The sequence below is a fragment of the Pelosinus sp. sgz500959 genome (genome assembly GCF_042610375.1).
GTDB lineage: Bacteria > Bacillota > Negativicutes > DSM-13327 > DSM-13327 > CTSoil-075.
Window position 1 is genome coordinate 34,250 of the sequence record NZ_JBGJZL010000010.1, and the last position, 23,915, is coordinate 58,164.

Annotated in this window: 18 protein-coding genes and 1 CRISPR repeat array; of the genes, 1 reads left to right on the forward strand and 17 read right to left on the reverse strand. The window is 35.7% G+C overall.

All coding sequences use genetic code 11. The annotated features are described in order from the left end of the window. Window position 1: 1 nt before the first annotated feature. The 9 genes from ACAN52_RS15785 to cas6 all read right to left on the reverse strand — a co-directional run bounded on the left by ACAN52_RS15785 (window position 2) and on the right by cas6 (window position 13,068). Window positions 2-1,198 (reverse strand): Fic family protein, encoded by a 1,197-nt coding sequence (locus ACAN52_RS15785; protein ID WP_378955880.1) that lies wholly within the window; start codon window positions 1,196-1,198, stop codon window positions 2-4. Between the two features lie 466 nt (window positions 1,199-1,664). Further along, window positions 1,665-4,788: a CRISPR direct-repeat array (repeat unit 30 nt; unit sequence ATTTACATTCCAATATGGTTAGATTTTCGC). 200 nt (window positions 4,789-4,988) lie between these two features. Next, window positions 4,989-5,267, reverse strand: a complete 279-nt coding sequence (cas2, locus tag ACAN52_RS15790; RefSeq protein ID WP_378955881.1) for a CRISPR-associated endonuclease Cas2 — start codon at window positions 5,265-5,267, stop codon at window positions 4,989-4,991. A gap of 10 nt (window positions 5,268-5,277) precedes the next feature. Continuing rightward, entirely contained in the window at window positions 5,278-6,270 is a 993-nt protein-coding gene (gene cas1b / locus ACAN52_RS15795) for a type I-B CRISPR-associated endonuclease Cas1b (protein WP_378955882.1), read from the reverse strand. A gap of 11 nt (window positions 6,271-6,281) precedes the next feature. Further along, window positions 6,282-6,776, reverse strand: a complete 495-nt coding sequence (gene cas4, locus ACAN52_RS15800; RefSeq protein ID WP_378955883.1) for a CRISPR-associated protein Cas4 — start codon at window positions 6,774-6,776, stop codon at window positions 6,282-6,284. Between the two features lie 14 nt (window positions 6,777-6,790). After that, window positions 6,791-9,094 (reverse strand): CRISPR-associated helicase Cas3', encoded by a 2,304-nt coding sequence (gene cas3, locus ACAN52_RS15805; protein ID WP_378955884.1) that lies wholly within the window; start codon window positions 9,092-9,094, stop codon window positions 6,791-6,793. A 51-nt stretch (window positions 9,095-9,145) separates the two neighbouring features. Next, a complete protein-coding gene (gene cas5, locus ACAN52_RS15810; RefSeq protein ID WP_378955885.1) occupies window positions 9,146-9,877 on the reverse strand; it encodes a CRISPR-associated protein Cas5 in 732 nt (243 codons plus the stop codon). Beyond that, window positions 9,874-10,728, reverse strand: a complete 855-nt coding sequence (cas7i, locus tag ACAN52_RS15815; protein ID WP_378955887.1) for a type I-B CRISPR-associated protein Cas7/Cst2/DevR — start codon at window positions 10,726-10,728, stop codon at window positions 9,874-9,876. Before cas7i ends, cas5 begins: the two co-directional genes overlap by 4 nt. Then, on the reverse strand, window positions 10,725-12,329 hold the full coding sequence (cas8a1, locus tag ACAN52_RS15820) for a type I-B CRISPR-associated protein Cas8b1/Cst1 (protein ID WP_378955888.1): 1,605 nt from the start codon (window positions 12,327-12,329) through the stop codon (window positions 10,725-10,727). The genes cas7i and cas8a1 overlap by 4 nt, the downstream gene beginning before the upstream one ends. A gap of 4 nt (window positions 12,330-12,333) precedes the next feature. After that, a complete protein-coding gene (cas6, locus tag ACAN52_RS15825; RefSeq protein WP_378955889.1) occupies window positions 12,334-13,068 on the reverse strand; it encodes a CRISPR-associated endoribonuclease Cas6 in 735 nt (244 codons plus the stop codon). A gap of 484 nt (window positions 13,069-13,552) precedes the next feature. On the opposite strand from cas6, the gene nudC reads away from it, so the two are divergent. Beyond that, window positions 13,553-14,380 (forward strand): NAD(+) diphosphatase, encoded by an 828-nt coding sequence (gene nudC, locus ACAN52_RS15830; protein WP_378955890.1) that lies wholly within the window; start codon window positions 13,553-13,555, stop codon window positions 14,378-14,380. Between the two features lie 83 nt (window positions 14,381-14,463). On the opposite strand, the gene hrpB is transcribed toward nudC, so the two are convergent. The 8 genes from hrpB to ACAN52_RS15870 form a co-directional block, all read right to left on the reverse strand. Beyond that, window positions 14,464-16,977, reverse strand: a complete 2,514-nt coding sequence (gene hrpB, locus ACAN52_RS15835; RefSeq protein WP_378955891.1) for an ATP-dependent helicase HrpB — start codon at window positions 16,975-16,977, stop codon at window positions 14,464-14,466. Window positions 16,978-17,172: 195 nt separating this feature from the next. Beyond that, on the reverse strand, window positions 17,173-17,919 hold the full coding sequence (locus tag ACAN52_RS15840; RefSeq protein ID WP_378955892.1) for an SDR family NAD(P)-dependent oxidoreductase: 747 nt from the start codon (window positions 17,917-17,919) through the stop codon (window positions 17,173-17,175). Next, window positions 17,919-18,395, reverse strand: a complete 477-nt coding sequence (locus ACAN52_RS15845; protein ID WP_378955893.1) for a YhcH/YjgK/YiaL family protein — start codon at window positions 18,393-18,395, stop codon at window positions 17,919-17,921. Before ACAN52_RS15845 ends, ACAN52_RS15840 begins: the two co-directional genes overlap by 1 nt. 75 nt (window positions 18,396-18,470) lie before the next feature. Then, on the reverse strand, window positions 18,471-19,676 hold the full coding sequence (locus tag ACAN52_RS15850) for an exo-alpha-sialidase (protein WP_378955894.1): 1,206 nt from the start codon (window positions 19,674-19,676) through the stop codon (window positions 18,471-18,473). A 230-nt stretch (window positions 19,677-19,906) separates the two neighbouring features. Further along, window positions 19,907-20,251 carry a hypothetical protein gene (locus tag ACAN52_RS15855; RefSeq protein ID WP_378955895.1) on the reverse strand — a complete coding sequence of 115 codons (345 nt, stop codon included), beginning with the start codon at window positions 20,249-20,251 and terminating at the stop codon, window positions 19,907-19,909. Window positions 20,252-20,324: 73 nt separating this feature from the next. After that, window positions 20,325-21,845 (reverse strand): FAD-binding protein, encoded by a 1,521-nt coding sequence (locus tag ACAN52_RS15860; protein ID WP_378955896.1) that lies wholly within the window; start codon window positions 21,843-21,845, stop codon window positions 20,325-20,327. Between the two features lie 216 nt (window positions 21,846-22,061). Continuing rightward, the gene (locus ACAN52_RS15865) at window positions 22,062-22,235 is read right to left on the reverse strand and encodes a hypothetical protein (RefSeq protein ID WP_378955897.1); all 174 of its coding nucleotides are present in this window, start codon (window positions 22,233-22,235) and stop codon (window positions 22,062-22,064) included. Window positions 22,236-22,406: 171 nt separating this feature from the next. Then, window positions 22,407-23,804 (reverse strand): sodium:solute symporter family protein, encoded by a 1,398-nt coding sequence (locus ACAN52_RS15870; RefSeq protein WP_378955898.1) that lies wholly within the window; start codon window positions 23,802-23,804, stop codon window positions 22,407-22,409. Window positions 23,805-23,915 lie beyond the last annotated feature (111 nt).

Below are 23,915 nucleotides of genomic sequence, written 5' to 3' on the forward strand. Positions count from 1 at the left end.
TTTATTTCGGCACCATCGCATCCAGATTTAAGCTGTAAATATTCATCTTACCATTCTGACTAATAACTAACATATCCTTAGGTATTTTTTTAAGCCAAGCACGAACCGTAGAAGGACTTAATTCAGCAACTTTTCCAATATTTAAAATGTTGATACCTTCTTCATCAAACAAAGCATTTTGCAGTAAAACATGCAGTATCTCTCGAATGGGTTTATTACCATCTGCATAGTTTTCAACTTTTTCCATATAAAAATAGAACTGTTCAGCTCTACTCTCAATGGTAACACACAAGTTTTCAATAGCTTCTTCGATAAATTCTAAAAAACCAATCACAAAAGAAGTTAAATCCCCTTTATTCTTGTAATCATTGGTATCTTTAAACATATCGTAATACTTTTTAATCTTATTTTTAATGGCATACGATAATCCAAAACCAACAACCGCCTCCAACTGCTGCATTAATAAATAGCTACTGATAAATCTTGTCATTCTGCCATTGCCATCATAAAAGGGATGTATATAACCAAACATATAGTGAAATACTGCTATATTTACAAAATAGTTTATTTTTTCATCATGCAATATACCTAGAGCTTCCGTCATAGCTGTAATAATTTTAGATTCAGGAAATAGCCCTTTATGGAGAATTTTTTGACTTGAGGAAATGATTTCAACAATATCTTTTCTAAAAATGTCACCATCCGGAATACTGTGCGCATCAGTTGCTTTGACTTCTGCTAAAATAAATTCATCATAAAGCGTTCTAATATCCTGACAAGTTTTTAAATTGATTTGCTGCCCATTAGAGAGCATCATATATTTTTGTACTAATCCGTATAAGCGCTTTCTTTCTTTCTTTTCATTTTTATTATTAATCAGTTCTCTGATTTCTTTACGAGTACTATGAACACCTTCAATCTCATTCGTCAACTGAATTTCGTCCACAATACACTTTCGAGTAAATTGGATTAAGGCAATTGGCGGCACACTCTTAGCTGCTTTTAAGAGCCTTTTATCCAATTGCAGAATACTGGTTATCAAATTTAAAATTTCGAAATTTATGCCTACGAAAGCCTGGTGTTCAGCAATATTAAAATTATAGCGATGAGTAAACTCACCATTAAATCGTTCCTTATATATAGTCTCATAAGTCGCATTATTTTTATAAAATATTTTATTTAAAGGTTCATATAACATGTAATTCACCCCCTTTCATGTTATTATAGTGTGCAAAAATAAACAAGTAAATACTAAATAAAACTATCGATGTGTTAAAATATCATTTTTTTAATACGCAAATAGTTTTATTTTAATGATTCTTATTATATTTTACCCATTTTATTATAATTTAAATATGATCTTTGCAGAAATCTCACCAAAAGTTGAATATTCCTTAACCAACCTCGGTAAAAGCCCTCAACTCATCTTGGAATCAATCAGCTTATAGGAAAAAGGATATCTAGAACTAAAAGGAACTGATCTAAAAAAATTATTGATGATTAGTTTTCTCTGCATTGAGCTAACTTAGTCACACGCTGAAAGTGCGACTAAGTTAGTACGTTTAAATGTATGTTACCATGCTCTAATGAGAAGATTATATTTTATATTTGAATGCAATTAGTTTTTACATAAATTAGATTATCAAATATATCGTGGTAAATTAATTTACATTCCAATATGGTTAGATTTTCGCTTGCTGTGTTAATCACGAGTGCAGGTACTTCTGCATTTACATTCCAATATGGTTAGATTTTCGCAAATCTGCCATTGCCTTTACCTCTAGACATTCATTATTTACATTCCAATATGGTTAGATTTTCGCGAGTAATGGCCCCGGGAATTAAATTTGATGATGTAAATTTACATTCCAATATGGTTAGATTTTCGCTGAGGCTCACGGTACCGAAACATTTTGCTATCGATTATTTACATTCCAATATGGTTAGATTTTCGCAATCGGTTTTATCCATCATCAAAAACGTGTTCATGCTGATTTACATTCCAATATGGTTAGATTTTCGCTTGCAGTTCACCACTTTGAATATGTACTTCACTATCATTTACATTCCAATATGGTTAGATTTTCGCCGCAAACGGTAAATTAGATACTACCTTCATGCCTACATTTACATTCCAATATGGTTAGATTTTCGCTCTTTGCATAATTGATAATGCGCCATCGTTAACCATATTTACATTCCAATATGGTTAGATTTTCGCATTAAGCTGGCTATTGGTTTTGACCCCGCAACGTTTATTTACATTCCAATATGGTTAGATTTTCGCGGTATGTTCTTTGCTTTTACCACTAAATACAATTACATTTACATTCCAATATGGTTAGATTTTCGCCAATAGTGCTAAGTCTGGTTATGATGTGAGTTCGTTATTTACATTCCAATATGGTTAGATTTTCGCCATCAAGTTTATTTTTTATTGGGCCACTCTGCAAAGATTTACATTCCAATATGGTTAGATTTTCGCCAATACATCTGTATGCTCTGTGATCACCGTCTTGAATTTACATTCCAATATGGTTAGATTTTCGCAGTATCTGTTTTGTTATTATGAGTTTCTTAAAATGCATTTACATTCCAATATGGTTAGATTTTCGCTCTTTGCCTAATGTCTCGCAAGTCTCATTAAGAGCCCATTTACATTCCAATATGGTTAGATTTTCGCCCAGCGCCGACAGAGTATTGACCGTTTACTTCTAGCATTTACATTCCAATATGGTTAGATTTTCGCGGTTATTTTTTTATTAGCATTTTTAATCACTAATAAATTTACATTCCAATATGGTTAGATTTTCGCAGGGGCTACCTTGGGCGAACTCAATTCCGTCAACATATTTACATTCCAATATGGTTAGATTTTCGCTACCCATCCACCACCAGGGATCATATCAATATCACGATTTACATTCCAATATAGTTAGATTTTCGCCCAAAATCTTTAATGTTTCTTCTGATACTCTTTTAGCATTTACATTCCAATATGGTTAGATTTTCGCACCCAATCTCCATCATCAATAGGGATATCAACTGCATTTACATTCCAATATGGTTAGATTTTCGCACCTAGACCACGCAGGAGCCGATAATAATGCAACATTTACATTCCAATATGGTTAGATTTTCGCGTTTTTAGATGGTATTTCTTATCTGGCTCTTACGGTATTTACATTCCAATATGGTTAGATTTTCGCGCGCTACTCGGCAATAGAGCAGCGACTTTTTTCATTCATTTACATTCCAATATGGTTAGATTTTCGCTACTGATAGTCCTTCATTTACTGGGACTGTAACAAATTTACATTCCAATATGGTTAGATTTTCGCATTTAGCTGTTGAAGCCGTAGAGTCGGAAAACCTTATTTACATTCCAATATGGTTAGATTTTCGCTAAAGGGTATTATTCAATGAATTTTTCCGAATTGAATTTACATTCCAATATGGTTAGATTTTCGCGTCAGCTTTTACAAAGTCTGAATACATACCACCTTTATTTACATTCCAATATGGTTAGATTTTCGCTGGCGAGCTGATTGACTAACGTATTCTTGCCTGATAGATTTACATTCCAATATGGTTAGATTTTCGCACCGTAGAGTGTTCTTTAACCGACTGTTGCAAACAATTTACATTCCAATATGGTTAGATTTTCGCTAAGCAATACAGGAAGGTGTTGAACTAATGAACCATAATTTACATTCCAATATGGTTAGATTTTCGCGCGTAAAGAAAGGGGATGATAACACCCAATTAGCCAATTTACATTCCAATATGGTTAGATTTTCGCCACGCTGTTTAAAGTTAGCAACTTCAATATCTTTAATTTACATTCCAATATGGTTAGATTTTCGCATAAATTTACGGCATGTGTCGGCATTAATTGTAAAATTTACATTCCAATATGGTTAGATTTTCGCGGAGATACAATCCAGATTACAACACCAATAACTGCATTTACATTCCAATATGGTTAGATTTTCGCGTAGGGATTGTAGTTAGAAGAGGAACCAGTTTACCTATATTTACATTCCAATATGGTTAGATTTTCGCATGGGCACAGAATTACAGTGAACCCCTCGCTAACTAATTTACATTCCAATATGGTTAGATTTTCGCATATCAGCAACACAAAGACATTGTAAGGATTAACACATTTACATTCCAATATGGTTAGATTTTCGCGGTAGATGAAGTGTTTGAAATGCAGGATGATACATATTTACATTCCAATATGGTTAGATTTTCGCTTAGCTGTTTTGGATATATTGTTAGTATTGTTAACATATTTACATTCCAATATGGTTAGATTTTCGCATTTCTGAATACACTGAGTACCCTGTCACCATAGAATTTACATTCCAATATGGTTAGATTTTCGCATATAATTTTTCAAGAGCTTGCAAGAAATTTCATATATTTACATTCCAATATGGTTAGATTTTCGCGACGGTGTGGGAAGTGTTAGAAATAATATTTTATACATTTACATTCCAATATGGTTAGATTTTCGCTAATTGGCTTGACTGGCAGTTTGCGCTGTCGACTGATTTACATTCCAATATGGTTAGATTTTCGCGCCAGTAATTAAAGGGATAGAATCAAGCAATATTTTACATTTACATTCCAATATGGTTAGATTTTCGCTCCTCAGGCGTTGCATACGCAATTCTCTACTTAATATTTACATTCCAATATGGTTAGATTTTCGCCCATTTTACGAGTTTCGATATATTGGGCTTCATCATTTACATTCCAATATGGTTAGATTTTCGCAGGTAGGCTCACAAAGCTTGTTTTCTAAGCCTTGATAATCAATATTCTGTCGATGATACAAAACACCTTCTTTTTCGATAAAAATTCAAGTATATTAATCGGTAAAAAATCCATTCTACTTAATAACTATAATATGTTGTCGATCACACGTGTTTTTTGCACTACCTCCTATCGACAGATTTTTTCATCAGCCTTTATAATTAAAAGATATTGGCAAGTTTGTCCTCTCTTTTACCCCAAAACTCCTTATCTAGCCAACGTTCATGACGACTTTTAAAAATAATAATCGAGTCTTTGTCATTCCGAATATATTTTTTTAATTCTATATTTAATTTCATTATCTGAGATTCAGACAATTCACCTTCAAATACAGAATCTTGGATATGAGTTAAATATCTTTTACAGATTTTAAAGACATTTCTTAAAACTTTTGGTCCATCATCTTCAACCTTTATATCATATGTTAAAATTACATACAAAATATTTCACCTACCACCATATTTTAAATCCTTCATACTCTTTTTCTTCCATTAAATGTTTGATTAACTTATACGATTCAAGGCGAATTAAATATTGATATGAAACATCTTTTTTAAGTTCTCTATGTTTTATGGTCGTTTTCAATCGGTTATCAAATTCACTTGCAATTAGCTGAGATGCTTCTTTTTTGAGATGCAAAAAATTCAAGTTTTTTGTAAAGTCCTTTTCCGTGATTTGTTTCTTATTTAATAATGAAAAGATCAGTCGATCGCCTAGCATAGGTTTAAAGATTTCTGCAATATCAAGACTCAGCGAAAAACGACGGACACCTGGTTCATGTAAATAGCTTATCGTTGGATTTAATTGGGTATGATAAATTTCACTTAACACTCTTGTATAGACTAGTCCATTAGCAAATGATATTAAGGTATTGATCATATTGTCTGGTGGATTTTTCACACGCCGTTCAAATTTAATATCTTGATCAATGATTGTATTCCATGATTGATAATAAGTTTTTCTGATATTACCTTCATATCCCATTAGTTCAGATACATTTTGGCAAGTTGACAATCTCTTACGTAATGCATTGATTTCATCCATGTACACAGTAAGATCTTTGCCTCTTTCATTATAATAGCGTAAATTTCTGTAAATATTATCAGCTGCCGCTTCAATAATACGCCGTGCTATGATAATACGTTTTTCATTATCTTCATAATGTTGAACTTGCCTTACTAGTAGCCCTCCAGCTGGCATACATTCTTTAGGATAAAAACTTCCAGTATAAAAACTGTAATAATTAAAAAAATGTATGGTTATATTATGTTGAGCCATTAGATTTATAAACTTTGTGTTAAATGACATCTCAGACATTATATATATTTCTGCTACATTTTCAATTGGAACATCACGCTTACTTCCATCAACAGCAGTAAATTGTAACGTATTATCATGACGTCTTAAATCACCATCACTATAAATATAAAAACTTCGCTTCATAATCCACCTCTTTATATATAACACAAATCATAATAAGCACAAGATTTACATATTTTTATTTTATCAGGTATATTCGGTATTTTTTCTGATACTACCTTTTTTATTCCATCTAACATGTGTTCTATTTCCACTTCATCTTCAAGTGTTAGCTCGACATCTAATGTTTGCCGTAAAAGCGGATAATCAATTTTTGCTTTAATATCAGTGACTCCCTTTTGTTTTAAATAATATAGATAATATTTTACTTGCCAAATTCCTGCCTCCTCAATTTTTCTACTTTTTTTAACCTCATGTAAAATACCTTTTTGCTTAATATAATCAATACTAATCACATTATCGATAGTTATATGCTTTTCTTCACGCCGATAACTTTCCTCATCTAAAATTTTTCCAATTTTAACATTTTCATTTTCTTGTTCCATTTGAATATTATGAAAAAAATACCATAGTTTACGCTTACAGACAATGTAGTAGTAGATCATGGTTCCATTAATTGCTTTTTCCATAATGCACCTGCCATTTATATAAATTCAGCTAATCGCATCTGACTTGATTTATTACTCTTTTGATTTCTAATTAAGCCAATCCCAGTATAAGTAGCTTCATCAAATTCATAACTACCTGAATAAAGATAAATTTTACTATTCTTATATATTAACTCAGCCCGTCCTAAAACATTTAGCTCATTTTCATAGTGCGATAAATTAATCGTATACTGTAAAATTTCATCTTTGATTAGTTGTTTTCTTTGATTCGAAGTACTAGGGTCTTCTATTTCTTTTCCCCAACGAGTTATATCTCCATTTTGCTTTAGCATATTATAAATAGATTCTGGAATAATTGTTTTAGTCTGTATATCTCGAAATTCCCTCTGTACATCCTTTTTATCCATTTCATACATTTTTAAGTTTATTAAAGTATCTATTTTTTTGTCTATTTCTCTACAGTATTTTGATCCCCAAATCTCTGGATTACACTTAGGATCATATACCATATATATCATCTCCTGCTTCAAATCCTTATCATCACTTTCTTCTAGTAATTGTCCATCAAAAGCCTGCACTGCTGCAAGGGAAAATTTATATAACTCTGGATCAACAACCTTGCCATATCCATTCTTGCCATCTAATATAAAAATATTAGGTTCATCCACTAAATCGTAAAAGCGACTACGATATACACGCCCTAAGCGTTGTAATAAAGAATCAATTGTGCACATTTCTGTAAATAACACATCAAAATCAATATCTAATGATGCCTCAACAATTTGTGTACTAATCCAGATACCTGGTTGATCACTCCGCTTTTCTTTGTTATTTGGAGCAAATTTTAAAATTTGGTCTTCTAATATTTTTCTATGTTTTTTAATGAATGAACTATGTAATAGCTGCACATTAATGTCTTGCTTATTCTTTAATTTATTACTTTTTATTTTGTCATAAATACGTTGTGCACGCGAAACGGTATTAGCAATAATTAACACCTTTTTCTTTTTTGCTAATTCTGCAATTATCTCATAATCAAAATCAGTTCCTTCTAGAAGTTTTATCCGATGCCGTTTGCTAAATTCACTATGAAAAGATGTCTTCGAACATTCCACTGGAATTTTAAGTTTTTCCATAAACTTAAATAGTACGGGCGGAAATGTTGCTGTTACAATTGCAAATGAACCACCTAGATCAGTGATTGTTTTAAGTGCAACTAAAATAATAGCTACTAGTTCTTTACTATACATCTGTATTTCATCAATAATTAATCGAGAATAAGACAGTGTCGCTAATGCCATCTCACCCCCATTATATCTAAATACAAATTTAAAAAGTTGATCAATCGTTGTAACTGTCAATGTTTTGGATAAAAGTTTTGCACATGTATAAGCGACATGAGCACTATCCATATCATTATTACTTTGTTCATGGAGGTGATATGACAATGCATCTGAATGAAGTAAACCTACTTTTTGATAAGCAACTTCTTTGATAATACGTTCAAAAATCGCATTAATTGATACTTTTAATGGTAAGGTATAAAAGCCCTTGCTATCACCAATCCACAATAAGGATGCCTCTGTTTTACCAATACCAGTAGCTGCAATCACAACCAGATTTTTTTCCCTATTTTCCAACATATATTGTTGTACAGGTCTTAAATTATGTCCCTTAATAGCAAACATATTATGGACTTTTTGAGTTAAGCCAACGCCATCTTCATAATAATCTTCTTCGATATTTTCAATTCCAGCACTAGCTGCATAATCAACGCGATTCAATAATCCTTTTATAACTAGATATTTACGCAACATCTCTTTATAATTTTCTTTACTAATTTTGAATTTGATACGTGTAAAGAAATCAGTATTCAGCGTTTCAGGTATATCCACCAGAGTACATGTAAATTCCGTTTTGTATTTCTGCATAACATTTTCGATATACCAACTCGTATCATCAGTAACATCGTACTCCCGATGATGATGGTAGTATATCGCTTTGAGTAGCACTTCATATTCCGTATTGGGATATTTCTTTTTCATCTCTAATTTATCTAAAAACGCACAGCTTAGAATATTATGTGGAATGCTTTCAATATTTTTATACTCATCTTTAATTTTCTCTAACTTCAATGCACTTAGTATTTGATTCTCAAACTTAATATCAATCTTTCCAAGATCATGATATAGAATTGCATCCTTGAGCAAAATCCACTCTTCATCCGTAAGAATAGATGGATACCGTACTTTTAGTTGCTCATAATAACGAATCGCATCTTTCGTATGCTCTTCAATCGTCTGTCGTGGATTACTCTTCGCAAAGAAATACCTTTTCATAGTAGCCTCCATCATTATTTTTCCATTATGGATAGATTAAAATTATTTAAACTACGCAAAAAATACTACATTGCCATCTGCATCCATCTGAACTTTTTCACCTGAATTAATTCGTGACCCCCTCGTAGCGTACCTAGCATTAATCTGTGTATCCCACTTACGCATTTTAGTTTTAGGGTCAATACTATATTTTTTATTTAATTTGTAGATAGTACCTGTGATATCAATTTCCTCCCCATCGAAACCCTTCTCTATTTTTCTAGGAATATAAGCATCATAAGATAAGGAAATCCCCTTACTTAGACGTTCATCTTCTACTTCCACCACTTCAACTGTATCAATCCTTAATAAATCTTCCCATCTACCGAGTGCTAAATATGCCTTAGGATATAATAATCCCTGAACTATGCTGTCAATCAAATCGTCATTATACAGTTTAATATGAATGAGTAGTTCTACATCTACCAAAACCTCAACATTACCCATACCTCTAATCATACCGTAATCTTGATCTTTACCACTCAGTTTTATGTTATGACGCCCATTTTCATACTTTGTTCCATTGCCAAATTCATACTTTGTATATAATTCACTAGTTGATGAATAATAATGTCCTTGTACACTGACATCCATATCTACATAGCAATCGAAACCACAAGCAGCATGAATCATACCAATAACGCTAGAATAAGGCGGTAGAGGGTAGCTTTCTTTTAAAATAAAACTTGTAGGTTTTCGATACGAAGGCATATTCTGATAAGCCTTCAATTTAATCGTCTTCACTGATACATCGCCTCAACTTCACTACATAACTGCTTAAATAATTGCGAGATTGTCATTGGAGCAAGAGCATTTTTTATTTCCTCATTATTTTTGAAACTATCACCAACATACCCTACTAAGGATCTGTCACCAATACTGTCCATTGTATCTAATATAGGGGCAAGACATAGCCCTTGTTTATCAAATTTAAGACGATTTTCAAAAAACGGGCTTTTACGTTCATATATACCACCAATCGCAAATACAGGAGCGAAGTTTTCTCGACGTCCTTTTATATCCCGATACAAAAACTGAATTGTTTGCAATAAATCAGTAATACGTTTGGCTTTTTCAACATTAGTAACCTCAATATCACGATCAATGCCAACTCTATCTAAATCAATCGCAATTGTATAGGCATAAAATGACTTATGGATCTCACTTTGAGCAATGGAATTATTTGCATTGATACGTTTTGCTTGTCCCATGTTAGTAAGAAAATCTAAGTCAGAATGGTATGGTTCTAGCGATACAGCATTACTTAACCGTACAACAGCTGAACGTGTATTAGCTCCACTGCCTTTATCTGTTTTCATATATCCAAAAAGATCAATTTCTGGGTAATTTGCAATGGAAGTATTTGGTTTATACTGTATGACCTTCTTATCACCTGACCCCATAGCTTCAACTGGTGTATTGTCCCATCCTAGTTGCTCAACCATATTGTAACGCAATGCTTGTCGCGATATATAGGTGTATCCATCCCCACCCTGTCTACTAATTCTTTTTAAAGCTGTAATATTGCCAAATCCTTCACCATAATTTGCACTTTGTGCTTCAAAAATCAGGCTTAGCGTCAATCCTTTTTTCATTTAGCATTTTCCTCCCCTTCATCTTCTTTCTTACTTATACCACCATTTAATCCTGTAATAAAGGCATAGCCAAAATCTAAAAATTTTTCTTCCTGTTTTAATATATCTAAGAAACTAATAGGCATTTGTATTCCTAGACCTATATAATTTCTTAAAACAGTATCCATAAATTCATTTGAATTACGTACTTTTAATGCATTTAGCAGTTTATAAGACAAAGTACGTACTTTATTCTCATTTTGGTTATCACCTAACATTCGCATACGCAATTCTTCCCCACGTTTCATAGCGGCAAAAACTACTTTTTCTCGCATTTTTTCATCTCCTTTACTAAAGGCTACTGCCTGAATTTTTATCATATAACGTAAAAACCAGATTCTTATTGATTTATCTATGCCCTTATGTAAAAGAATATAGATTAATGGGTATAAATTCTCCCCATTCAAGATGCTTTGAATGACTTTGCGATACACATTCAGGTAATCATCCTGTATTTTAACGGAAATACCAACAAGTGCTGCAAAATCACGTTTACAGTATTTTATAATATTTAACTTTTCTTTAGACAGAATATTGAAAATATATCTCCCGTTACTACGTCGTATTACTTGTATATTATTCACTTCTTTTTGTGCTGTAAGCTCTTGATTTATATCCATAAAACGATCGATAACCTTATAAAAAATATCCTCCTTGCGACTATCCACTTTAACTACAGCGACTCCATTCATTTCTTCCAATACATCAATACTTTCATTATCATTAACAAATATACCTTCTGTTCCCTGCATTGAAAATCCTAAAGGTATGCATGCATAAATTAGATTGCAAACAGGACAAAGAAATGAGTCGACTTTAAAGTCCCAATAATAAGATGTTTTTCTTACGGTATCAACACCAACATCATTAATCCATGACATTGTAAATCCATTACTTTTAGTTACGGCACTGTCACATTGGCAACAAGTTAACTGTACTTTTTTTCCCTCTTTCGGCAAAAACTCATACGCTGGTTTCGTGAATGCTTCAGTAAAGCATAAGTCAAATTCGTCCTTGTTTCTTTTACTATTTAGAAATGCTACATTTGTCCAAAATGGCTGAATTTTGGTATATGTAATATCTTTCATGATAAGAACATCTTTATATTTTTTTATTTTGTCTATAAGCTGATCTAATAAAAGTCTTTTTTCTTGATATTCTTTATTCTCTTTAATTGTTTTTACTTCAACTTCAAAATCATATAAATCACCACGTGCTTTAATAATTTCATATCCAGCCAAATACGAGGCACGCTTTAATTTATCAGCGATATATTTAAAGCTTTCATCAAATTTTTTATAATTTTCTTCCTGATTCATATTAAGTGGTACTATTCGATTATAATTTTCCATAATTTCTGAATAAATTATATCATCTCTAAAAGTATCTATTAAGGTTTGCAAATAGTGTGAAGTGAAATCTTTTAATATATCACTGTCAAAATTGATAGTATTACCAACTTCTTGCACCGGCAGATTACTTTTCCTACAAATTCGCAAGAAACCTAAAAGCCCTGCATTGTATAAAGCATCATTCAGCGTCAGAGTTACTATTCTTCCCACATCTTCACCTCCCTTGTTTTATGATATCAAAGTATCCGAATCCGGCAGAACGCTTACTTGAAAATCCCGCTAAGTAAAAATGCGTAAGTAATGGTATTGCACCATGCATACGAAATGTACCTAACGTTGCCTCTATTGATTGTTTGTGATATTTTATAACAGTTTTTTTACAATTAATAGGCTCCAGGTAAAAGTCATTCAGCATCCCATTATACAAGCCACCATGATAAGATAATTCCTGTTCTAATACTTCGCGTAAACTTTCATTAAACCCCTCTTTGCCATACGAATAATATTGATCCTTATTAGTTTCCTTATTATGGTTCCGAACACAAAGTGGTGAAACAAATACAACTTCAATATCAGTAGTTGTAATCACTTCTTCTTTTTCAATCGCAATCTGTTCCATTCTCATCGAATTGCCAAGTGGCAATGGATACCAGTTATTCTTTTGTTCTGTAAATGCATTATAGAAAACGATACCAGCTTCAAAAGAATCAGTACTCCAATGGATTTTAATACGTTTCGATGGTACTAGAATCTTATCACTACAGAACTGAGCTTTACCTAGCCATGCTGCAAAGGAAAAAGGTTTTCTGACAGATGAGGCATAATATTTATCAAAATAGGATCCATTTAAATATTTTGATAGTCCATTTTTAAAATAACTCAAAATTACAGTGCGATAATCAATTGCTAATTGTTCATTTGCTAAAACCATTTCAAGCGTGAATCGCATATATTAATCACCTCCTCTAAATTTATTGCCATTAATATTTTAAACATTAACTTATACGATTGACCATAAGTCAATATTAATTTAATTATTAATTAATGTCAATATAACTATCGCAATATTTAGACTTTTTAACATTGCTAAATATTTATCAAATGTTTATACTAAGAATAGCTTTATTTAATTTAAACCATTTTGGAATGTAAATTTAATTTTTTTCACATTTACTTAACAATAATTTTCTCAACTAATCTATCCATATTGGATTTTCAAATCTTGTTATAATCACTACCTCTCTTAATACACTCTTATCATCCTCCTTAAAACTCCCCTAATCTTAGCCATGATATTATGCTGAGGTTAGTTGCGCACTGCATTTTTTATAACATACATTTATAAAAAAATCTTATTTAGGGGAGAGTAATTTCTATTTTTATGGTAATATGGTAGATAGAATCTACATTTAAATGGTAAGGTGGTAAAGATAATGAATCATGAAGCATTAGAGGCACTCCCTAATGATACATACTGGTTTTTATTTCATAAGGATGAGATCTTAGTGAAAGACGAGGACGGCGTGATCACGATCCCATGCGGAAGTGATCTGAAAGGATTCACCAATCAGCCTATAGATGCTCAGTCTATTGGTATTTTTCATGAACAGGAATGTTTCATTGCCAGTATCAGTAAAGAAAATATTCCTGCTGGATTTTCTTTTAAAGCAGTAAGACCTTTATATGGGAACATGGATGATGAATATTTTTGGTTTGCTTGCCGTGCCTTCCATCTTTTTAACTGGATGAAAACGACTAAATTTTGTGGTTGTTGTGGTAGCAGTATGAACCTTTTATCGTCTGAAATTGCAATGAAATGCTCAAATTGTGGTCATCTTGTTTACCCTCGTATTTCTCCAGCTATCATTGTAGCTGTAGTGAAAGAAAATCAACTTTTATTGGCACGTTCCAAACGTTTTCCTCCCAACCGCTATAGTGTCATCGCAGGTTTCGTAGAGCCAGGAGAAACCATTGAAGAATGCGTCATAAGAGAGTTAAAAGAAGAAGTGGGAATTGAGGTCGAAAATATTAAGTATTTCGGTAGCCAACCTTGGTCCTTCCCTGACTCATTAATGGTAGCCTTCACAGCTAAGGCTGTAACGGAAGAAATCAAAATTGATAATGATGAAATCGTTGCTGCTGATTGGTTTACTCCTCACAATCTCCCTGATCTTCCCGATAAACCAAGCGTCGGACGACAATTAATTGATTGGTTTACTGAAAAGTATAAAGACATGTCCATTACTCCGCAAAAAGGTTAAAAACAAAGTCTTCGATTAAAGTAAGAAATCCCCTAGACGAGTTCAGTTCAAGCTGAGCTAGCCTAGGGGATTTCTTATTAAAATTAACTCTTAGCAAGAGGCCGAACACGATGAGTTGGCATTGCTTCTAGAGGGTTATCAGGCCAATAGTGCTTAGGATAACGCCCCATCAGATCTTTTTTTACTTCGAAATATGTGTTTTCCCAAAAACTTGCTAAATCCTTTGTTACTTGCATCGGACGCTGGGCGGGCGACAACAAATGTAAGGTCAAAGGTACTCTTCCTTGTCCAATAAGAGGTGTCTCCTTCAAACCGAACATTTCCTGCAAACGTACAGCTAAGATAGGATTGCCCTGATGGCTATAATCAATAGGAATGCGTTGACCACTGGGAACAGTAATGTGAGTCGGTGCCCACTCATCAAGATGCTGACGTTGTTGCCAGGTTAGCATGGATTCCAAGATCGTTACCATTTGCAGACGCTCGAGCTGACTACGACTCGTCATACCATATAAATAAGGACCAAGCCACTCCTCCAAACGTTCTAGTAAGCCCTCATCCGATACATCGGGCCACTCAGACTGAGAATCATACATAAAATCGAGACGTTGGCGAAATTGACTAGCTTTTTTCGACCAAGGAAGAATTGAGATTCCTTCCTGCCGAATCCCTGCGATTAAGGCTGATAAAACTTGCTCTGTATCAAGATTGCTCAAAGGGTTATTCGTCAAGACTAGAGATCCTAATACTTCAGACCGTCGTCCTCTTACAGCTTGCGCATCATGATCCCAGGCAATACTTTCTTTCACTACAATCTGGTCCTTAAAGTGTTTCTTTAAGTCGCTTTCACTAATAGGTGCCGCCAAAAAAATACGATTTTCTGAACTACCTTCGCCCCCAAGTTCAGCTGCTACCAGATAAGGTTCTTTTGCTAAAGCCTGTGGTTCTTTAAAAGCAGCACCACGCCCATTTCGTAATAGGAAACGACCATCTCCCCGCCCCTGACCAATTCGATCTGGATAGGCAAAGGCTAATAATAAACCGCACACATCCTGATCATCCACTTGCCCCCGTGGTACAGCAAAAAGCTGTTTCCAATGGCGAATATCACCCTGTAAACGTCGGTGCAAACTAGCGTCTATGGTATATCCTAAAGAATAGTCTGAGGTTAACTTTGAGCTATTTTGACGAAGGGCTTCAATACGCAAACGCAAATCAGCATCTGGTCTACTCTTGTCTCCTTGAAACAGATCTCGTTGTCCAAGCAGTGCGGCAATCTCACAGGCTAAGTTGCCATACCCTAAGGAAATGGCTCGTAGGATCATATGAGAAAGACGTGGATGAAGTCCAACCTTCGCCATCTTACGCCCATGATCCGTAATCTTTCCATCTACAGATAATGCACCGAGTTGCTGAAGGAGTTCCTTACCTTGAGAAAAAGCAGCCTGAGGAGGTGGATCAAGCCACAATAACTCGTCTGGATTCGCCCCCCAGGCAGCTAGTTCTAGAGCCAGTGGTACAAGATCAGCCTCCATGATTTCCGGAGTACTTTGTAGTTCATGAGTCAATTCTTCTTGCTGCGTCCATAACCGATAACAAATGCCTGGTGCGATTCGCCCTGCCCGTCCACGGCGTTGATCAGCCGACCCTCGTGATACCTTTACAGTCGACAAATGCATCATTCCTGTACGCGGTGAAAATCGCGGAACACGCATAAAACCACTATCAATCACAACGCGTACACCTTCAACCGTAATACTCGTTTCTGCAATGGATGTAGCAAGAACAATCTTCCGTTTACCTGTAGGGTCTGGTAATATAGCAATATCCTGAGCAGTCTGTGGCAGAGCGCCATATAACTTAGCGATTGCCATATGTTGCCCAATACCATCGTCCATTAGACGGGATGACACCCAATTGATTTCTCTCACCCCTGGTAAAAATACTAATATATCACCTTGGGTCTCTGTAAGGGCTTCTTTTATTTTATGAATTGTCGCTAGACCGATTGGACCATCAATAGACCTAGCTAAATAGTGAGTTTCTACAGGAAAAGACAAACCTTCACTGACAATCACTGGTGCATCACCCATCAATTTTGCGATAGGAACTGCATCTAAGGTGGCAGACATGACTAGAATCTTTAGATCTTCCCTTAGTATCCCTTGGGACTGCAAGCATAGGGCTAATCCCAAATCAGCATGTATACTACGCTCATGAAATTCGTCAAAAATGATGATTCCTACATTTTCTAGCATTGGATCACTTTGCAACATGCGAGTCAAAATGCCTTCTGTAATGACCTCAATCCGCGTCTTCGGACCAACACAAGTATCAAAGCGAATGCGATAACCAACAGTTTCTCCCACTTGTTCACCAAGAAGTGCCGACATATAACGAGCCGCAAAGCGAGCTGCCAAACGACGAGGCTCTAGCATCACAATCCGTTTCCCAGCAAGCCAAGGTTCTTCGAGCAGGGCTAAGGGAATGCGAGTTGTTTTCCCCGCTCCCGGTGGCGCTACAAGAACAGCATTCTGATGAAAACTGAGTTTTTCTTGTAAATTTATTAAAATATCTTCAATTGGTAGTCTTTTCATTTCATACACCTCATTTGAAAACCCAACATCTTCTTATTATACAACATCACCTCATAGTACGCTCTCATCTTACGCCCCTTTTATCTCAAATTCCCCCTAGCAGATTATTACAAGACACAACCTTCATCCCTTCATCTATCACAAAGAACCACGCCTTATGATAAGACGTGGTTCTTTATGATTACATTGAATTTACTAGTTCATATAGGTTCCGCCATTAATATTAATGGTCTCCCCAGTTATAAAATCAGACATACTAGAAGCTAAAAATAGCACTGCATCCGCTACATTTTGCGCTTTTCCTAGCTTACCTAGGGGAATTCTCGATAAAACTTGCTCTCGGTATTCAGCAGTCCACTGTGTGCTCATATCGGTTTCGATAGGGCCAGGACACACTCCATTTACATAGATATTATGCTTTGCCATTTCGAGGGCGAGATGCTGAGTCAGATAATTCACACCGGCTTTTGATGCGCCGTAAGAAGGCGAAGCATTCCGATGAGGTGTTTTAGCCGTTGAAGATGATACATTGACAATTTTACCGTATTTTTGTTCAATCATATATGGTAAAACAGCCATACAGGTATGAAGCGTCCCATTCAAATTCACATTCATGACTTTTTGCCAGTCATCAATGTTCATTTCTAATGTAGGTGTTCGCATATTAATTCCCGCATTATTGACAAGAATATCAATGCGTCCAAAATGATCCATCCCTGTTTTTACAATGGCAGCTGCTGTAGTAGGATCTGCAATATCTCCGATTTCGATTAAACATTTTTGCCCAAGCTTTCCGATCTCTGCAGCCAATTCATGTAATAATTTCTCATGATTACCATTGATAACGAGAGAAGCTCCTTGCTTAGCTAAGGTTAATGCAATAGATTTACCGATGCCTCTGGTTGCACCAGTTATAATTGCAACTTGATCTTTTAGGAGCATTATAAACTATCCATCTCTATTTTTATCACGACTTTGCGAATCTTGCCAGCTTTCTCTCCAACATTACAATTAGGTCTATGAGCATCCCATGGAAAATAAACTGCAAACATTCCTTGCGATAGGATGATTTCCGTCTCTGCTGAAATACCTTTGTAAAATATAATATCCCGTGCTTCAAGACAATCTTCATCCACTTCAGAAACTGCTGCTAATGGACCAGAGCCTATGATTTCTTGTCCTGAACAGATATATTGTATATCTAAATACTTTTGATGTGCTTCAGGTCTACGTTCTTCTTTTGGCTCAGTCTCATATTCTGCAACCATGGCGAACATACCATCTTGAATTTCGTGCTTTCCTAATGACAAAAGAGAAAGATCCGTTTCTAAGAGAAATTTCAAGCCAGCTTGTAATCCTGCTGGATACAAATTTATCTCATTTTCAATGTTTAATAAATGCCCAACTATCATGATCATCTACCTGCCTTTTGTTATTTTCAGAGACTGCCCTTGCTTTCTTTCGCAAAGGCAGTCTCTTCTTCTTTAACTATTTTACCCCTTAACCCACTCTTCTGTCACGCGAACATATTTAATGGTCTGTCTAAAATACGTAAATGTAACATGAATTTTCCCGTCAGAGGTTTGTTTGATGGATGGATAGGAATATTCTCGATTTAATTTTTCTTTAGAATTATTAGTCATACAATAACCATCGCCAACTTCAATGTCTCGCTTGTACGGCCACGTTTGACCATTATCTTCTGAAATAGCAATTGTCATTGGTGCTCTTGGAGTTCCCCAAAATGCTGTCTTTTTGTTTGGATCAACCTCTTCAGTAGCCACTAGCGCTTTTACTACAACACTTTCACTATCTTCCTCATCCTCAATTTCATCATACAAAGATAGTCTACGCTCGTTAGCACTCGTCGCATTTATATTATTGAATACAATTGCTAAATGTCCATTATTTAGCACTGTAAACTGAATGGATGAATTGTTATTTGGTAGTTCTGTCGCCACAGGTTCTGTCCAAGTCCTGCCATTATCCTTCGAACGGCTCAGATAAACATTGTCCGCCCAACGACTTCTGTATAAGGCTAGTAAACTTCCATCGTGTAACTTCTCGACATTCATATGAACACATCCAACACTATTAGGTACTGGATACTCGGTCCATGTTTTCCCTTGATCAGCGGAAATTTTCACAGCACTTGTGTCATCATCGCCTACCCACTTCTTGCCTGGAGTTACATTGCAATAAAAGATGGGAACGAGCCACTCCCCATTATCAAGTACTACAATAGGCTGGCGAACAAAGGTACCTGGAGTATCGAATAATGTTTCAATAGACCCCCATGTATGACCATTATCGTCCGAAATACGATATCTGACAATCGCTGTATCTTGATTTCCAGATTTTTGCGCTGTATAAAGGAGCCACAATTTCCCATCAGGAGTTGGAAACAAGATCGGATTTTGTTCTGATCTTGTAGGATCTTCTGACATTTTGACTGGCTCTGTCCATTCTGATTGTCCTTGGCAGAGTCGTGACATATAAATTGAAATATCTGCAATCCCTTCTTGGCTGCCTGCAAACCACACGCATAAGAAATCTCCATTGTCGAGTGGCATGATATTTGATGCATGACTTTGTACACAATGATTGGGCAATAATGCCTCGATTCTTTCAGAATCATTTTCTACTTGATATAGATGCCCTAGGGTAACTGTGCTGTCTGTTTTTTCTATCGTACTCAATTTCATCGTCCTGCCTTTTTGCATATTTGTATTAGATTTTTTAAGAATGCTCATTAAGTTATACTCAAGTTACACTCTATCTTTTGTATGAGTTGTATTATTCCAATGGAACATTTTTTCAATCAGCATCACGATGGCTGGAGAAATTAAAGCAATATACATATTATCAATGCCATATGGATCACCCATAATATACCATCCGCTGGTAACAACCGCTGCACCCAGTAGTCCTAAGTTGGCCCACGTGTACTATTAAAAAATGGTAGGTAGAAGGCAATCATGGCTACTACTGAGATAGATAAGCGAATGGCACGAGTAAAGAAGGATAGCTTTAAGATTTCTGGTACAAAGAAAACGAAGATTAAAGGTATGAACCCAATAATTACTGAGAAAATACGTGTCATTTTAAATTCTTTCTCTGGAGTAGGGTTGTAAAAAGGAACATAGAAATCCTTGACTGCCAGTGAAGCAATCGCTAATGCAACGGTACTTACGGCCACAAATACGGAAGCTACAAGAAAAGTTGCTACAATTCCTGCTAAATATGGACTCATACTTTGCATGAATATCGGCAATAATAATTTTCTCAGATAATGTGCCCAGCAAGCAAGGATCTTTAAGTTACTAGAATTCGCCGCAGATCAAATCCTATATTGTAAGTTCTTTTTCATATTCCAGTGATGCTTCAGGATAATCTAGGCGCATGTGGGCGCCACGGCTTTCTTTTCTGTTAAGAGCTGCACATACCATCAAATCCACAGATTTCGCAATTTGCATAGTCCGAGTATCTTTTGCTATCTCCTCTGAAGCCAGTATCTTATCTAAGGTTTCCTTAGCCTTAGATAGTGTTTGGCCGCTGCGATATATCCCAAGAGCTTTTGCGGCAATTTCTTTAATTTCAGGAGCAACTCTATCATAAATTTCATCGCACGAATTATAATCTGCCGAATACTCTTTTACATCGGCTCCAGATATGCCTTTACGCACGATTGCTTCCGCACAAAGCAATCCGGACATCGTTGCTTGGCTTGCTGCATTTCCGGCACATCGACACGCTCCATGTACTCCTCCACAAGCCTCGCCAACTGCATAGAACCCTTGAATATTAGACTGGTAATCTGTATCCACCTGAATACCTCCTGAGAAACTATGAGCCATCGGTCCGACTTCAACTAGTTCACTGCATGGATCAACCCCATTCTCCATCAAGCGATTGTAAAACCATGGATATCCTTTTATAACTTCGTGGTTAATATGACGAAGATCTACCCATGCCCCACCATGTATTGTTCCATTTCCCGCATCGACTTCTTTCCAAATCTGTTTATTAATCAATGTTTTAGGAGATCCACCTTCCCCTTGTGGACGTACCTTTAGCATGAAACGCTCGTTCTTAGTATTAAGTAAATAAGCACCTTCTCCAAGCATAGCAGTTGGGCAAGGCTCACCTACAGCTCCTTGAGGACTGATTACTACCATAGGTTCATACTCCAGGAATTCAATATCTACTAAATTTGCTCCTGCATCTTTCGCCATTGCAAGTATATTTCCTTTAACATCATGAGGATAAGTGGATGTTCCCAAGAGATTTCCTACACCTCCCCACCCTGCAATCACAACAGGTGCATAGATATTCTGAACCTGCTTTTCTGGACTAATTACTGTAATTCCAGATACTTTCTTTTTGTCTGTTAATACCTTCACACACTCATATCCCATATTTACGGTAACGCCAATTTTTTCTAGTTTTTCTTTGAGTTTTTTTACAATGTCAACGCCTATAAGCCCGGTCGTAGAACATAGGGAGCGAGGATATGTGTGTCCTGATAAGTGACGTAACTTAGTCGTTCCATCTGGATTTTGAGCAAAATCTATCCCCCATCGTCTTAAGAGATTATAACCCTCCATTGTATGGGATGTCATATCTTTTACCAAGTTACGATTGTTTATTTCATACCCGGCATGAAGCATGTCTGCATAATATTGTTCTACTGTATCGCCATATGGATTGTCTGGCAGTACAAAGTTAATTGCTGCAACATAAGGTGTTCCACCATATCCTGTTGCATAAATACCAATATTTTTAATTCCAAATTCCGTTAAACGGGCTGCTGTCGCAAGAGAGGCAAGTCCTGCTCCAACAATAATTACCTCATGTTTTTTGTTCATAATTATAATCTTCCTTTCGCTTGGTTAGTTATAGAGGCGTTCTCAGCGTCCATCAAATCGGTTCAATCTGTGGTTACTCTTACTATTCTCCGCGAACTTCATCCAAATCTAAAGATTCAAAGAACTTTATGGGATTCTGCTCAAGATATTTATGCTATTTATGACTTACATCACAAATGGGATATTGAATCTTTTATTGATCTAAATAAAGTTAGATTACATTGCATAGTCCAATGCCGCCTTCAATGCGGAAATACGTTCCGGATTTTCAGCAATTCCAAGACTCTTGATTAACGCGTCATACAGCAATTCCATATTTTTCAGCGTTTTGACAAAACCAATTTCCGTTAACCGCAAAGGCATCTTAGCATAGCGCATTAATGCTTCCACAGCCTGAACCTCATATAAAGAATCACCATTTTGTATGTTTTTTAATCTTCACCTATTAGGTGAAAGGCTGTAGCTCGTGTGATGGTTGATTTTGTTGGCATTACGCCAGTTTTTATGGTTTACGTGAATAATTCAGGTTTATACTATCTTTTTCAGAGAATAGTCGTCAAATTATTCTCGATCTTTTGTATGAGTTGTATTATTCCAATGGAACATTTTTTCAATCAGCATTACGATGGCTGGAGAAATTAATGCGATATACATGTTGTCAATGCCATACGGATCACCCATAATATACCATCCGCTAGTAGCTATCGCTGCACCTAATAGTCCTAAGTTGGCACCGCGAGTACTATTGAAGAAGGGCAGGTAGAACGCAATCATGGCCACTACTGAAATAGATAAGCGAATTGCACGAGTAAAGAAGGATAGTTTTAAGATTTCTGGTACGAAGAAAACGAAGATTAAAGGTATGAACCCAATAATGACCGAGAAGATACGTGTCATTCTAAATTCTTTTTCTGGAGTAGGCTTATAGAAAGGAACATAGAAATCTTTAACTGCCAGTGAAGCAATCGCTAAGGCAACTGTACTGACGGCAACAAATACGGAAGCCACAAGAGAAGTAGCTACGATCCCTGCTAAATATGGACTCATACTTTGCATAAAGATTGGCAAAGCGTAAAGAGCATTCATGTCTGGATAAAGGAATTTAGCAGCTACACCGATAAGCGCTAGGAGGAAACCTAAAGGTAAGCAAAATAGGGCTGCATACATTGTTGATTTTTTGGCATCTTCAGCACTTTTATTAGAGGAAATAGCCTGTACCACAAATTGGGTAGAAAATATAGCACCAACTGTACCAATAACCCAAGCAAAGATGGTAGTTACACCGATTTTACCGTCCCAAGTAAAGTAAAAGGCTGGCATTTTTTCTATCATTGGAGTAATACCACCAGTCATCGATAAGGCTACACCTGTGATAATCAAAATTCCCATATATTTAAAGAAACTGTGTAAAACGGTAACATAGGCAACACCTTTAAGACCACCATACACAAAATAGAAGGTACTGACCACTGCGATAATACACATGGAGATTGGCAAGCTCATTTTGATTACGGTAGACAAGGCTGCCGCACCACTAATGTAGTTACCAACGTTTACTAAGAGCAGGGCATACATCATGATAATAGAAACAGCATATTTTGTGGATTTACCATACTTTTGAGCAATAGCTCCAGAAATCGTAAACTCACCTGATCCGTATAATCGTTTCACCATGAACAGACTATATAACCAATAACCTATGGATGCACCAAGCACAGACCAAGCCGCTGCCATACCGTATTTAAAAGCTGATTCAGCTGTTCCCACTGTAGATTTGGCACCAATAAATTCAGACATTAGCAAAATCCCAACAACAACCGCTGGCATAGAACGGGAAGCCCTCATAAACTGTTCAGAGTCCTTACTACGGAGTTTAAATGTCAACCAAGTGGTAAAAAGAATATACGCGATGATAATCCCTAGGATAATTAAGGTATCTGCAGAACTAAATTCTTTCATGATAACACTCCTTATTATTTATAATGACTAACAAATAAAACAAGATGATTCCAAATGATTCCAAATGATTCCAAGACTCTGATAATTCAACTTATTGTAGATGTTTCTGGC